Origin of the sequence: Actinomadura chokoriensis (assembly GCF_041463665.1) — a bacterium.
In the GTDB taxonomy this organism is placed as follows: domain Bacteria; phylum Actinomycetota; class Actinomycetes; order Streptosporangiales; family Streptosporangiaceae; genus Spirillospora; species Spirillospora chokoriensis_A.
Genome location: NZ_JAXCEJ010000001.1, coordinates 446,054 through 459,785, shown reverse-complemented (window position 1 = coordinate 459,785; position 13,732 = coordinate 446,054). Strand labels below are relative to the sequence as shown.

At 71.1% G+C, this 13,732-nt stretch carries 15 protein-coding genes; 11 read left to right on the top strand and 4 right to left on the bottom strand.

The genetic code is table 11. The features are described 5' to 3' along the window. Positions 1–37: 37 nt before the first annotated feature. On the top strand, positions 38–601 hold the full coding sequence (locus SM418_RS02255) for a hypothetical protein (protein WP_371938570.1): 564 nt from the start codon (positions 38–40) through the stop codon (positions 599–601). 1 nt (position 602) lies between these two features. Here the strand turns inward: SM418_RS02255 and SM418_RS02250 are convergent, their stop codons facing one another. After that, positions 603–1,475, bottom strand: a complete 873-nt coding sequence (locus SM418_RS02250) for a hypothetical protein (RefSeq protein WP_371938571.1) — start codon at positions 1,473–1,475, stop codon at positions 603–605. 168 nt (positions 1,476–1,643) lie between these two features. On the opposite strand from SM418_RS02250, the gene SM418_RS02245 reads away from it, so the two are divergent. The 7 genes from SM418_RS02245 (at position 1,644) to SM418_RS02215 (ending at position 7,633) form a co-directional block, all read left to right on the top strand. After that, positions 1,644–3,104 (top strand): Hint domain-containing protein, encoded by a 1,461-nt coding sequence (locus tag SM418_RS02245; protein WP_371938572.1) that lies wholly within the window; start codon positions 1,644–1,646, stop codon positions 3,102–3,104. Between the two features lie 9 nt (positions 3,105–3,113). Continuing rightward, positions 3,114–3,968, top strand: coding sequence for a hypothetical protein (locus SM418_RS02240; protein ID WP_371938573.1), 855 nt, complete (start codon positions 3,114–3,116; stop codon positions 3,966–3,968). A gap of 140 nt (positions 3,969–4,108) precedes the next feature. Continuing rightward, complete coding sequence (locus tag SM418_RS02235; RefSeq protein WP_371938574.1) at positions 4,109–5,527, top strand: hypothetical protein; 1,419 nt, start codon at positions 4,109–4,111, stop codon at positions 5,525–5,527. A gap of 8 nt (positions 5,528–5,535) precedes the next feature. After that, positions 5,536–6,063, top strand: a complete 528-nt coding sequence (locus SM418_RS02230) for a hypothetical protein (protein ID WP_371938575.1) — start codon at positions 5,536–5,538, stop codon at positions 6,061–6,063. A 1-nt stretch (position 6,064) separates the two neighbouring features. After that, positions 6,065–6,466, top strand: coding sequence for a hypothetical protein (locus tag SM418_RS02225; protein WP_371938576.1), 402 nt, complete (start codon positions 6,065–6,067; stop codon positions 6,464–6,466). Further along, on the top strand, positions 6,466–6,885 hold the full coding sequence (locus SM418_RS02220; protein ID WP_371938577.1) for a DUF3592 domain-containing protein: 420 nt from the start codon (positions 6,466–6,468) through the stop codon (positions 6,883–6,885). The genes SM418_RS02225 and SM418_RS02220 overlap by 1 nt, the downstream gene beginning before the upstream one ends. Before the next feature lie 127 nt (positions 6,886–7,012). Then, positions 7,013–7,633: a prepilin peptidase gene (locus SM418_RS02215; RefSeq protein ID WP_371938578.1), complete on the top strand. Its 621-nt coding sequence runs from the start codon at positions 7,013–7,015 to the stop codon at positions 7,631–7,633. Positions 7,634–7,636: 3 nt separating this feature from the next. Here SM418_RS02215 and SM418_RS02210 read toward each other — a convergent pair whose 3' ends face one another. Then, positions 7,637–9,496, bottom strand: a complete 1,860-nt coding sequence (locus tag SM418_RS02210) for an LCP family protein (RefSeq protein ID WP_371938579.1) — start codon at positions 9,494–9,496, stop codon at positions 7,637–7,639. A 185-nt stretch (positions 9,497–9,681) separates the two neighbouring features. On the opposite strand from SM418_RS02210, the gene SM418_RS02205 reads away from it, so the two are divergent. After that, positions 9,682–10,530, top strand: a complete 849-nt coding sequence (locus SM418_RS02205) for a serine/threonine-protein kinase (protein WP_371938580.1) — start codon at positions 9,682–9,684, stop codon at positions 10,528–10,530. An 88-nt stretch (positions 10,531–10,618) separates the two neighbouring features. Here the strand turns inward: SM418_RS02205 and SM418_RS02200 are convergent, their stop codons facing one another. Both SM418_RS02200 and SM418_RS02195 read right to left on the bottom strand, forming a co-directional pair. Next, positions 10,619–11,176, bottom strand: coding sequence for an OmpA family protein (locus SM418_RS02200; RefSeq protein ID WP_371938581.1), 558 nt, complete (start codon positions 11,174–11,176; stop codon positions 10,619–10,621). Between the two features lie 5 nt (positions 11,177–11,181). Then, entirely contained in the window at positions 11,182–11,757 is a 576-nt protein-coding gene (locus SM418_RS02195; protein ID WP_371938582.1) for a hypothetical protein, read from the bottom strand. A 127-nt stretch (positions 11,758–11,884) separates the two neighbouring features. On the opposite strand from SM418_RS02195, the gene SM418_RS02190 reads away from it, so the two are divergent. Together SM418_RS02190 and sdhC are read left to right on the top strand one after the other, a co-directional pair. Then, positions 11,885–12,544, top strand: a complete 660-nt coding sequence (locus SM418_RS02190; protein ID WP_371938583.1) for a DNA-binding protein — start codon at positions 11,885–11,887, stop codon at positions 12,542–12,544. A gap of 349 nt (positions 12,545–12,893) precedes the next feature. Further along, entirely contained in the window at positions 12,894–13,724 is an 831-nt protein-coding gene (gene sdhC / locus SM418_RS02185; protein WP_371938584.1) for a succinate dehydrogenase subunit SdhC, read from the top strand. Positions 13,725–13,732: the final 8 nt, after the last annotated feature.

The window sequence follows — 13,732 nt, the reverse complement described above, 5'->3', positions numbered from 1 at the left end:
CTGGGACCGGGCCGGTTCCGGGCCTACCTTATGCGGCATGAAAGTGCTGTACGGTGCCTGGACGTCGGCGATTCTCGTGTGCGCGGTCGCTTTCGGCACGCTGGTCGTCCTCGAACCGGCCGATACGGCCGACGACCTCGACCAGGTGCTGCGCGTCCACCTTCCCTGGATCGTGGCGAATTTCCTGATGGGATGGGCCGTCGGCGTCTACACGCGGTCCGCGCTCACCGGCCCGCCGAGAATCCTGGCCGCCCTCGCCGTACCCCTGGCCGCCACGGTCGGCGGGACCGTGCTCGGAATCCCGCCGATGGCGAGCGCGCTCGGCATCGTCCTGCATTTCATCGAGACGCTCTTCGGCGTGGCCGTCGGCCTTGCCATGGCGCGCGGCCTCTCCCGCGTCCACGAGGACCTGGACGTCCCGGATCTGCAACCGGGCTGGGAGGGCTTCTACGGCCAGGCGCTCGCGCCCGACACGCCGCTCGCCGAACTGCCCGGCGCCCCGGAGGCGGCTCAGGCGGCCCCGCCCGACGCGCCCGCGGCGCCGGGCGCCCCGGGGCCGCCGCCGCATTTCGGGGCCGCGCCGGGCGACCGGCCGGCCTGACCTACCGGATGCCCGCCACCTGGTTCGCGGGCGGGGCCTGGATCGTGACGGGCGTTCCCCACCGGGTGTACGTGGCCTCCAGGCGGGCCTTGCCGGCCATCGAGACGGTGAACTTCTGCGGCAGGCCCTTGTCGTCCACCCACAGCGACCACGGCAGCTTGTCGATGCCGCCGGAGTCGAGCGCCTTCAGCGCCGGGTCCCCGCCGACCGCGCCGCTGGCGGTCGTGCCGTCGTAGCGCCGCGCGTCCTGCCCGTTCACCCGGTCCTTCACCGGCTTCTTGGTCAGCGAACCGGACCGGACCAGCGCCAGGCCCGTGTCGGCGGTGATCTCGCGGAACGCCTCGTCGACGCCGTCCAGCAGGGTCCGCAGCGTCTTCTCGAGGTCGTCGGCCTGCTTGCTGATCTGCGGGCCCGGATCCCCGCTGGGCCGCACCGCCCCGATGTCCTTGCGGGCGAGCCGCGCCCACGGCCTGCCCGGCTCGACCTCCTCGCCCTCGTTGCGCACGTAGATCACCCCGTCCAGCAGGACGGCGTGCGTGGTGCCGCCGTCACTGACCTTGAGCAGGGCGGAGGGCGTCGCCGTGTCGGTCCGCACATCGCCGTCGGCGCGCACCGCGCTGCCGTCCGTGCCGGTGGAGACCAGTTGGACGTGGAAGGAGCGCGCGGCCTTGATCTGCCGCCCGACCGTCGTCACGAGCCCCGCGGGGTCGTCCGGCAGCGTCACCGCCCCGACGGTGGCCGGCGCCGGTGCCGGCGGCGGCGAGGCGGCCTGGCGGGACGGACTCGTGCCCGCCTTCGGTTCCGCGTCCCCCGAGCAACCTGCGGCGAGGACGCCGGCGGCCACGAGGACGGCAAGAGGGACTGCGCGCTTCATGCCGGAAACTCTAATCACTGAATCGCCCGGAGAATTGGGTCTCAGGGCCCTGTGCCGCCCCCGCGCCCATGTGATGCGCTGACGACTTCACTTCGGGGTGAGGGGTGCGGGTTGGGATCCGGCTGGCGTCGCGGGGACAGAGGCGCTTCGGTCGTCGAATACGGGGCCGTGTTGCTGTTCGTGGCCGCCGTGGCAGCGGCCGTGACCATGTTCGCCGTACCTGAAAAGGTGTCGACGTCCACGCGTGGTGCGCTCTGCCAGATCTTCGACAATGGCAAGAACTGCGATGACAAGGGTAAACCCGGTGCGGATTCCAGCGGTGAGCCGACCGCGCCGGCGCAGCCGGGCGTCGACCCCAACGCCAACGCCCTGCCCGGCTCCCCGGAGCAGCAGGCCTACGACGACGCGAAGAAGCGCGCGGACGCGGCGAACCAGAACAGCGGCAACCTCGAGGGCCAGGTCAAGCAGGTCGGCGACGAACTGCTGAAGTTCCTCTCCGAGCTGATCGGGCTCGACGACGCGCTGAAATGCATCCACGGCGATATCGAGGCGTGCCTCTGGACGCTCGTGGGCGTCGTCCCGTGGGGCAAGGCGTTCAAGCTGCTGAAGAAGATCCCGGCCGCCGTCAGGCTGGGCAAGAAGCTCAAGAAGCTCTGGGACGCGATCGCCGCGGCCAAGAAGGAGAAGCAGGCCGCGGACGCCGCGCTGGAGCAGGCGGAGAAGCGCCTCGCCCAGAAGAAGGCCGCGCAGAAGGCTGCCTGCAAGGTCCCGAACAGTTTCCTGGCGGGCACGCGCGTCCTGATGGGCGCCGGTCCGCCCAGACCGATCGAGGACGTTCGCATCGGCGACACCGTCCTGGCGGCCGATCCCGTCCACGGGATCATCGCGCCGCGCCGGGTGACCCAGCTGATCGCGGGCGGCGGCGTCAGGCACCTGGTGCGGATCACCATCGACCCGGACGGCGTCCGGGGCGGGCGGACCGCGACCCTCACGGCCACCGCCGGGCACCCGTTCTGGCGCCCCGACGAGCGGGTCTGGAGCGACGCGGAGGACCTGCGCCCCGGCGACCGGCTCGCCACGGCGCGCGGCGGCGCCGCCCTCGTCGTCGCGGCCCGCCCGTACGAGGCGGTCCAGCGCGTCTACAACTTCACCGTCGACGACCTCCACACCTACTTCGTGGCGGCCGGCCCCGAAGGCGTCCTCGTCCACAACAGCTGCCAGGACCCGGCGGAGACCCAGCGCAAGCTCGACGACGCCCTCAAGAGCACCGACCCCGACAAGGTGCTCGAAGGTCAGCTCGGGCAGAAGCTGCGCAAGTGCCTGACGGAGTTCAACTACGAGTTCCCCTCGGCCGGGGGCGTGGCCGCCGGTGAGATCGACGCCGGCACGCCGGGCGCGATCATCGAGGTCTACAACGGCAGCAAACCGGACTTCGACGGCAAGTCCAAGCAGATGACGAAGTACAAGAACCACCCGGTGGTCAACCCGGACGGGAAGCGCGCGGTCTACGTGCTGGCCCCGAACGTGTCGGAGGTCGACAGGGCCAGGTTCCGCCAGGAGAATGGCGTGAAGGTCTTCGGAAGCGTGGACCACCTCGTCAACGACCTCCGGCGCACCGGGGCGTGCTGAGGGGAGCCGATGTCTCGCAGCGTGGTGCTGCTCTCCAGTGCGATCGTCGGTCCCGCGGAGTTCCTGGAGGTCGTCCGCGCGCTGGGCGGTGAGCCGGACGCCGGGCCCGGCGGCGCGCCGAGCGGGGAACTGGAGCGCGACGGGGGCCGGATATGGGTGCATCCGTACGAACCGGACACGCTTCCCTACGGTCCGCCGCTCCTGGACGCCTACGCGCGGGTGCTGGGCGCGCCGCCGCGGTCCCGGGCGGTGGTCGAGTTCACCAGCGCCGCCGCGAGCGAGTGGCTCGTGGCCGAGTACGTCCTCGCCGTCGCGGAGCGGTGGCCCGCGGTGGTGGACGACCTCGGCGAGCAGATCGTCGGGATGGAGGAGTTCCAGGACCGGCTGGCCCACCGGCACGGCGGCTTCTTCGTCCCGGACGCCTCGTATGACGCCGCGCCCGCGGTGGCGCGGCGCCGGCGCGTCGCGGACGTCGCCCTGATCCTCCCCGGCGCGGTCGAGCCCGGCGCCGTCAAGCGGCTCGCCCGGTCGCTCGGCGCGCGGATGGATCCCGACGAGCGCACCGACGCGCTGCTGGAACGCGGGGCGGCGCGCGTCTGGCTGCGGCTGGACGAGCCGGGTGCGGCGCCGGTCGACCCCGGCAAGAGCGGCTTCCATCGCCGGGTGCTCGGCGACGCGCCCTACAACTCGGTGTCGCTGGAGGTCTTCGACACGGGGGAGTCGCAGCCCCTCGCCGCGGAACTCGTCCAGGCCGTCGCGGCGCACTGGCCCGTCCTCGTGCGGGGCGTGTCAGGCCAGGTGATGACGGCGCAGGACGTCCAGGACCGGGTCGCCGCCGACGTGCACGACGTTCTCGACCCCTAGGCCCCCGGGCCCGGTCGCGAGCCTGGAAATAGGCCCCCCGCTGGCTGTCCGATTCGCCGCGGAGAACGCGGCGGTTCAGGCCCCCGGAATGGGCCCGAGGGCCCTGGGGTGGGCAAAGTCACGCATTTACTCTTTCCGGCATGCTGAATGGACTCGGCCGGGATCGGGCGCGGCGCGACGGCGGAGCCGCGGCGATCGAGTACGCGGTGCTGCTCGTCATCGCCTCCCTGCTGACCGTGGCGCTGCTGGTCATGGTGCCCAACCCGGTCGGAGCCAATGTCAAGGTCGCGCTGTGCAAGATCTTCGGCGGGACGGACTGCACGTCCAAGCCCTACGAGTACAAGCCGCCGACCTCGGCCTGCATCACCGGTACCGACTCCAAGAAGGTCGGCTATTCGGTCACCGCCTTCTCCATCAAGGTCGGGCAGAACTTCCAGTTCGTGAAGACCACGTACGCGGACGGAAAGGTCCGCATCATGATCGTCCCGGCCGACTACAAGCTCGGCGCGGAGGCGGAGATCGGCGGCAAGCTCCAGTTCGGAAAGGGCAGCTTCGGCGGGGAGCTCGGCGCGAAGGTCGAGGGGTCGGTGAACTTCAAGTACGGGGACACCTGGGTCTTCAACAGCGACAAGGAAGCCGGCGACTGGCTGGACGACGTGAAGTGGGATCTCGCCCGCAAGGAGGGCGAGAAGGTCAGCCCCGGGCTGTGGGTCTTCGACAAGGTCACCGGCTGGAAGCCGCGGACCCGCGACCCCGAGGTCACCCAGTGGGAGGTCGGCGCCGAGGGCGTGCTGAAGGGCGCCGCCGGTTTCGGCAGCCTGACCTCCGACGACTCGGGCAAGAAGTCCGTGAAGGACGCCGGGACGGGCGTGGAGATCGAGGGTTCGGCCGGCGACGCGATCCTCGTCACGAAGGACAACACCGGGTCGGAGAAGGACGGCTACCCGAAGACGACCTACACCTTCCAGGTGAAGGGCGCCGTGAAGGGCGGCGCCAAGGCCCTCGGCTACGGGCCCGGCGGCGAGCGGACCTACATCGGCCAGACGCGCGTGACCTACGACAAGGACGGCAGGCTGACGAGCATCACCTGGATCACCACGCAGGAGACCAACGACAGCGAGGGCTACAAGAATCCCGCGAAGAAGAACGGGAGCGTGAAGGACACGGACAAGCAGGTGTCCGTCACCACGACCACGGTCAACTTCGACGACTCGAACCGCGCGATCGGCCAGCAGTGGATTCACGACAACGCGTTCCTGATGCCCTTCCAGACCGTCCGCAACGCCGCGGACGAGAACGGCGCGTTCGTCTCGCAGGACCCCGGCCCGAACGGCAGCCCGATGGACAGGCTGATCTACGACCGCGGCCTCGTCAGCCGTAACGTCTACGCCGGTGACGTGGACGAATTCAAGATCGGGGCGGAGATCGCCGCCGAACTCAAGTTCGGGATCGAGGGCGGTTACGAAGGGGAGAAGCAGCGGATCGTCGACTCGCAGTACCTTGGGGCCCCGCAGAATGGGCAGCGGACCTTCCAGCAGTGGCCGGATTGTGCGAAGTGAGGACGGCGATGAGTGCGAAGAGGATGAGGATCGTGGCCGTGGCGGGCGTCGTGGCGGTCGCCGCCGCCGGATGCTCGTCCGGCGGGTCGGGGAAGACGCCGGAAGGGTTCGTCCGCGGCGACGCGAAAGTGCTGACGGTCGCCTATCCGAAGGATTGGCAGCGGGGGCCGGAGCCCACTCTGGCGCTGTCGATGCAGGCCCCCGGGCGGGACGCGATCCTCGCGGTGCTCAAGGACCTGTCGGACCGGGCACGTCCGGAGATGCTCGAGACCACGATCGAGGGCGGCCCCATGATGAACGCGAAGGGCTACCACCGCGAGAAGGCGGAGGAGATCAAGGTGGCGGGCGCGAAGAGCGCCGTCCGCATCGACTACACCTTCACCGACTACCGGGGCGCGGGGCTGCCCGGCCAGGCCGTCGACGTCGGCGTGATCGGCGCGAACGGCCACCTGCACACGGTGCGGCTCACCTGGCAGCGCGGCAAGCTCAAGGACGGGGACGTGGACGGCATCGTCGACTCGATCAAGGTGCGCTGAGATGGCCCGAATGCTCGGCGCCTGGGGCGCGGCCCTGTTCGTGTGGCTGCTCGGGTTCGCGGTCGTGGCGCGGCTGGCGGGCGGCGCGGACGGCGGTGAGCCCCTCACCGACCTCGACCGGCTCGTCCGGCTCGACCTGCCATGGGTGCTGATCAGCCTGTCCATGGTCGTCGTCGCGGGGGCCGTGCAGCGCGACCGGAGCGAGCAGGCGCGCTGGCTCGCCGGCGTCCTCGCGGTCCCGGTGCTCGTGACCGCCGCCGGGACCGCGGCGCCCGTCGGCGGCGGGGGCGACACCGTCTCGTTCCTGCTGTACGTTGCCGAGGGCGTGGCGGGCGCGGCGATGGGCCTCGTGGTCGCCGCCTTCATCAGCGTCAGGAACGAGGAGCGCGGCGGGTACTGGTAATGCCGGACTGGCTGATCGGACTGATCGCGCTCACCCTCGGCGCGGGACTCGCCGTCGGCGGTGTCCACCGCTACCGGACGAGCCGCGCCTTCCTCGCCGCCGCGCACCGCGTTCCGGGCGTCGTCACCGGCGTCCACCGGGTCGAGCGGACCGACTCCTACGAGTATTTCGCGGTACTGCGATTCCGGACGCTCGACGGCGCCGAGATCGAGACGGTGGCGCAGACCAGGAGCGGGTCCTACGAGCTGACCCGACTCAAGGGCACCCGGGTCGGGGTGCTCTACGATCCGCGGAACCCGCGCGAGGCGCGGCTGGACAGCAACTCCGGGAGGGCCGTCGGCGGCTCGATCGGGATGGTGGCCGCCGGCTGCGCCTTCGCGGTCCTCGGGTTCGTGATGCTCGCGTTCACGGTGACGTGACCCGGGCGCCGAATTGGGTCCTGGGACCCATGCCGGAGGGACGCCGTGCCGGATTGGATGGCGGCGGGGCGCCCGCCCGGCCGTGGCGCAGGGGGCCGGGGCGGCCCCCGGATCGAGACGAGGGACGATGATCGCGTTCGCGCTGGTGCCCGCGGGGCTGGTCATCGGCCTGCTCATGGCGCCGATGGCGGAACCCTTCACCGGGCCGGTCCCGCGCCGCCGCCGGATCTGGGCGGGCCTGGTGGCCGCCGCCGTGTTCGGTCTGCTCGGCTGGCGGTTCGGGCCCGAGCCCGTCCTGCCGGCGCTGTGCTACCTGGCGGCGGCCGGAACCCTGCTCGGCTTCATCGACGTCGAGGTCAAGCGGCTGCCCGACCGGTTCACGCTCCCTTCGTACGGCATCGTCGCGGCGCTGCTGGCCGCCGCGGCCCCGTTCACCGACGACGGCCCGCGGCGGTTCGGGCACGCGCTCATCGGGATGGCCGTGCTGTTCGTGCTGTACTTCGCGCAGGCGTTCGTGGCGCCGTCCGGGATCGGGCTGGGCGACGTCAAGCTGTCCGGTGTGCTGGGGCTCTGCCTCGGCTGGTTCGGGCAGGACGCGTGGATCATCGGCCTCCTGGCGACGTACCTGTCCGGCGGCCTGGTGGCCATCGGCATCATGATCGTCCGGCGGTCGCGCAAGGGCGAGTTCCCGTTCGGCCCCTACATGCTCGCCGGCGCGCTCGCCGGAGTCCTGTCCGCCACCCTCTGAGCGTCAGCCGCAGAGCTTCTCGCCGGCCTTCACCCCGCCGCCGATCTTGTTGATGGCGGGCGGCGCGAGCTGGACGCCGCCGGTGCCGATCACGAGCCGCACCCCGTCCTGCGGTGCCTTCGCGTCGGCGGTGAGCATCGCGTTCGGGACGTCCCGTGCGAGCGCCGACGCCTGCGGTTCCGCGGCCGGTGCGTACACGAGACGGCTCTCCGCAGTCTTGTCGCCCTTCTCCACCTTCTTCGCGACCTCGTAGCCGCGGTGCTCGAGCTGCTTGACGATGCGTTTGACCAGTCCGTCCTTGCCGCCCGCGGCGACGACCGTGACGTGCACCTTGCCGGGCGCGAGCGGGGCCGCCTGGGCCTTCACCGGTTTCGCCGGTTCGGCGGGCAGTTCGCTGTCGTGCTGGATCGCCTCGAACAGCGGTTTCGCCAGCTCCTGGTTCCACTGGACGCGGTTCGGGTCCGGCGCGTAACCCTTCACCGGGACGGTCACGAACCGCACCTGGCCCGCGCTCATCCCCTTGAGCCCGTCCGCCAGCTTCCGCATCGCCGCCAGATCGAGATCGTCGTCGGTCGTCATCGACTTCGTCGCGGCCTTCAGGAACTTGTACGTCTTCGCCGGGTCGGTCAGCACGGAACCGCTGGTGGCCTTGTCGACGACCGAGGCCATGAACTTCTGCTGGCGCTCGATCCGCTCCAGGTCGGAGCCGTCCCCGAGCGAGTAGCGGGCCCGCACGTAGCCGAGGGCCTCCTCGCCCTTCACCGTCTGTTTGCCCGCCTTCAGGTACAGCTCGGCGCGGGGATCGTTCACGGGCCTGCTGACGCAGATCTGGACACCGCCCAGCGCGTCGACCATCCGCTTGAACCCGGCGAAGTCCACCTGGACGAAATGGTCGATGTGGATGCCGGTGAGCGACTCCAGCGTCTTCCACGTGCACGTCGGACCCGCATACGCGAACGCCGCGTTCAGCATGCCGAACTGAGCTGGAACGGTCCCGCCCTTCTCCTTCTTGCACGAGGGCATCTTCACCATCGAGTCGCGCGGGAAGCTGATCCCGACGGCCTGATCCCGGTTCGGCGACAGATGCAGCAGGATCGTCGTGTCCGACCGCGCCCCCGACATCCCGGCCGCCGCCCCGTACCGCGCGTTGTCGCCCTCACGCGTGTCGGACCCGATCAGCAGGATGTTGAGCGACTTGTTCAGCTTCTTCGGCCGGTTCGCACCGAGCTTGTCGTCGACGTGCTCCTGCTCGATGCCGCCCACCAGGTCGTGGTACAGCCACGCCGCCCCGCCGCCCCCGAGCAGCAGGACGAAGACCGCCCCGGCCGCGACCCGCCGAAGGACCTTCCGCCGCCCCCCGCCGGCACGACCCGGCGCCTGCCCGTCCTGCCCGTCCTTCGCGCCACCACCGCTCTGCCCGTCGTTCGCGCCGGCGCCGCCCTGGCCGTCCTTCGCGCCACCACCGCTCTGCCCGGACGCGGCGGCGTCACCTCCCGCGTCCTCCGAGTCCGCTGCGACCCGGCCACCCTCCTCGGACGCGCCGGCAGCGGCCGCCGCTGATCCCTCGCCCGCCGCCGTGCCCGCCGAGCCGCCCTCCCCGGGCGCGGATTCGGTGGTCGCCTCCGGCGCCGCCCCGATGCCGTCGCCCGCCGCCTCGCCGCCCTGGCCGGGCGCGGTCGCAGCGGTCGCCGTTTCCTTCGGGGTCTTCGGGTCCGAGTCCTCCGTGTCGCGGGGGCGGTCGGGTGCGCGGTCGGCGTCGGGTCCCGCTTCGCCCGGCCCTGTGGAATGCGGGGCTCTGGAAGTCTTGTGGGCGGCCTTGTCCCGTGCGAGGTCTTCGTCGCGGGCGGGGTCTTTGTCGCTCATCGGTCCCGTTTCGAGGGGCCCCTGTCGAGGGCGGGTGGTTTGGGTAGTCGATCAGTGTATGGAGGCGGCGGGGATCGGGGCGCGTGGGCGCCTTCCCTTATTGGATGCCTGAGGTGTCCGTTCTGTTGACAGAAGCGTGGAATTCTGGGCGACCGGATCGGGTCGTCTTCCGTACGATCGGTGCCGTGGACGCGGGGTGGGTGATCGGCGGTCGGTTCACCATGCTCGACCGGATCGGGACGGGAGGGACGAGCCGTGTGTGGCGCGCCTACGACCATGCGGAGAGGCGGTACTGCGCGGCCAAGCTCGTCCGGCGGCGGGGACCGACGTCGATGCAGCGGGTCGTCCGCGAGCGGGCGTTGCGGCTGGCGCATCCGCATGTGGTGACGCCGTACGCGTCGTGGATGACCGATGACGACGTTCTCCTGGCGATGGACCTGGTGAGCGGTGGTTCGCTGGAGACGCTCCTCGGGGACTACGGCAGGCTGCCGCCCGAGTACGCGGCCGAGGTGCTCGATCAGATGCTGGCCGCGTTGGGCCACATCCACGGCGCCGGGGTCGTCCACCGGGATGTGAAGCCCGCCAACCTGCTGCTGGAGCCGAGCCCGGTCGGGGCGCCGCATGTGCGGCTGGCCGATTTCGGGATCGCCCTCGGAGACGACGGGATGCGGTTCACCACGACCGGGTTCACCGTGGGCACCCCCGGATACCTGGCGCCCGAGGTGCTCGAATGGGACCGTCCGGGGCCGCGCCAGGACCTGTACGCGGCCGGGATGGTCTGCTGGCGGATGCTGACCGGCGCGGGCGACCCCGCGCCCCGGCAGCGGGTGGGCCCGCCGCCCGCCGGGGTGCCGCCGCTGCTGTGGTCGGTGGTCGCCCGGCTCTGCGCGGACGAGCCCGCGCAGCGTCCGGAGAACGCGGGCATGGCGCGGCGGGCGCTGGCCGCGTGCCGCCTGGAGTTGCGGTTCCCCGTCCGGACGCTGGACGGCGAACCCCTGCAGATCTTCGACCACCTCGGCCCGCCGCCCCGCTGACCGAACCCGGTCGGGTCATCGGGCGGCGAGGGCCGGCGGCCCGCCGGGACGACCGCGGCGCCTGCGAGGCCCGCCGCGGGCACGCTCCTCACGCCTTCTCGTAAGTGATCTCCACGCGGCGGTTCTTGGCGCGGCCCTCCGGGTCGTCCTTGCCGCCCTGGTCGTTGGGCGCGACGGGCTTGGTCTCCCCGTAGCCCTGGGCCTGGACCTGCAGGTTCGTCCCCTTGAGCGCGTCCAGCAGCCCGGCCCTGACCGCCTCGGCGCGCTGCTCGGACAGCGTCAGGTTGTAGCCGGGCTCGCCGATGGAGTCGGAGTGCCCCGAGACCTGGATCGTGCCTCTGGCGTCGCGCAGCCGGGGAGCCAGGCGCGCGATGCGGCGTCGGGCGGTGTCGGTGAGCGTCGCCTTGCCGAAGTCGAACAGGACGTCCGCGGAAATGCTGACGGTGACCTGCGAGCCGCTGCTCTCCTCCTCTTCGAGGGAGACCACCGCCCGGGACAGGTCGATGTCGTACACGGCGCGGCCGGCCTCGATGGGCAGGACGCTCTTGGCGAGGTTCTCGTCCGGCACGCTGGGCTCGGCCCCGGCGACGGCCGGAGCGCCGAGCACGACGGCCAGGACGGCCGCGATGACGACCGGTCGGCGCATGGGGCTCACCGCTCGACCGGGATGCTGCGGAACGTGGGCCACGACCCGATCTGCAGGTCGACGGACTTCACGTTCTCCGGCGGGGCGGCGAACGTGTAGTAGAAGGGCGTGGCCTGGTTGTTCGTCATCTTCACGAAGATGTCGTCCGTCTCCAGTTCCTTGCCGCCGGAGTCCTTCACCACCACGTACCGCTTGAGGTTGACCGGGTCGATGAGCGAGGTGCCGAGGCCGTGCTCGCCGTTGAGGCGGTAGGCGTTGATGCGGTCCGGCGCGACGCCGGGGAAGCGCGGCGTGAGCTGGACGGTCAGTGTGGCGAGCTCTCCCCTCACCCGCAGCCCCATGATGGCGATGTCGACCTTGGCGCCCTCCGCCATCGGGCTGTCGAAGGTGCCCGCCACCACCGGTTTGGCGGCGTTGTCGAAGCCCGCCTGGCCCAGCGAGACGTCCGAGCCGTCGCCGGACGACGACGACCGGCCGGACGACGAGCCGGATTCCTTCCCGAGCGCCGAGCAGCCGGTCATCCCGCCGGCCAGGAGCAGGGTCGCCGCGATGGCGGCCACCAGGCGAAACGTCGGACGCATGCTTGATCCTCCCCGTTATGTCGCATATGCAAATCTGCGTCTTCCGTGGCAACATGACGTAGAGGCCATGCTGGTGTGTGCAGGCGTAAATCTAGCGTTTGCATTTGCGAAGAGTCAAGGGGGAAGAGTGAGCGTCGCCGAGGACGCGGTCGCCCGGAACCGCGCGCTCCAGGTCGAGTGGTACGGCGAGCCGCTCGGCGACCGGGTCCGGCCGCTGCTCGACCGGCTCGGGCTGTCGCAGTCCGGTCTCGCCGGCGTGCTCGGGCTGTCCGCGCCGATGCTGTCGCAGCTGATGTCCGGCCACCGCGCCAAGATCAGCAACCCGGCCGTCCTGCACCGGCTCATGGCGGTCGAGGACCTCGTCGCCGATCCCGCGTTCGGGACGCTCGAGGCGGCGGAGGTCAAGGCGCGCCTGGAGGAGATCAGGGGCGAGACGGCGGCCACCACCTCGGGGCTTCGCATGGCCGCGTCCGAACGCGCCCCCGCCGCCGGCCGGGGCGGCGAACCCGGTGCCGGACGCGCCCTGCCGTCGGACGAGCGGCCCCGCCCCTCCGGCGCCCTGGCCGAGCGGCCCGAGGCCGAGCCGGCTCGGCTGGTGCAGGCCCTCCTGCGCGAGGTCGCGTCCGCCGCCGAGATCGACGCCGCGGCCGACCTCATCGCCGACCGCTACCCCGAACTCGCGGAGGTCCTCCGCGTGTACGGGACGGGCCGGACGAGCGAGGCCGAGGCCCACTTCGCCCGGACGGTCCTCGGCCGGGTCCTCGGCGACAGCTCGGCCATTCCGTAGCGCGCTCGTCTCGATTCCACTCCGCCATAACGACTGGTTATGGACCGCGGGCCGTGCGAGGCGCCCGCGACAGGGCTAAAGTCTGTGGTCAGGCTCACATGCGGGTGTGGCTGTTATGTATGTCACAGCTCCCGGTGAGTGGCATAGGGTCGCTTCGCTGGAAGCGCATACGAGGCGTCACCGCCCGCATGCGGCACGGTCTCCGGCCGCCGGAGCGCGGCCGGCCGGGACGCATGGCCGGCGGCTCATGGCGCGAGGACGCGATGGGCCGGCGGGCCGGGCGCGACGGCCGCTTTGCGCGCGGACCGTGGTACGGGGACACGACGACCCGAGCTCAGGAGAGCGATCGATGAGCACTGTGGAGGCGCCGGCCAAGACGCGCGCCCAGATCAAGGAAAGTACGCTCCGCAAGGACAACTGGCGGCTGTACCCCATCACGACCTTCGTGATCTTCACGGCATGGGTGGTGTACGCGACCGTCCGGGCCTTCTGGGGCGCCGCGTTCTACGTACCGGAGTTCCACTACCTGACGCCGTTCTACTCGCCCTGCCTGAACGAGATCTGCGACAACGTGACGGTGAACGGGCACACCGGCAACGCGGCGGAGTTCGGAACCTTCCTCCCGGCGGGCACCCGCGGCTGGATCCCGTTCGCGGCGATCTCGCTGCCGTTCCTGCTGCTGTTCCGGCTGACCTGCTACTACTACCGCAAGGCGTACTACCGGTCGTTCTGGGCGTCGCCGTCGGCGTGCGCCGTCAAGGAGCCGCACGGCAAGTACACCGGGGAGCGCCGCTTCCCGCTGATCGGCCAGAACCTGCACCGCTACTTCTGGCTGGCCGCGGTCCTCATCTCCCTCATCAACACCTACGACGCGATCCGCGCCTTCCACGGCAAGGACGGCGGCTTCGGCATCGGGCTCGGCACCGTCATCCTGGTGGCGAACGTGGTCCTGCTGTGGCTGTACACGCTGTCGTGCCACTCCTGCCGGCACATCGTCGGCGGACGCCTGAAGAACTTCTCCAAGCACCCCTTCCGGTACCGGATGTGGGGCTGGGTGTCCAAGATCAACGAGCGGCACGGCATGTACGCGCTGATCACCCTGGGGTCGCTGGTGGTGGCTGACGCCTATGTCGCGCTCGTCGCCGGCGGCGTCTTCAACGACCCCCGTATCTTCAACTGAGGCCAAGG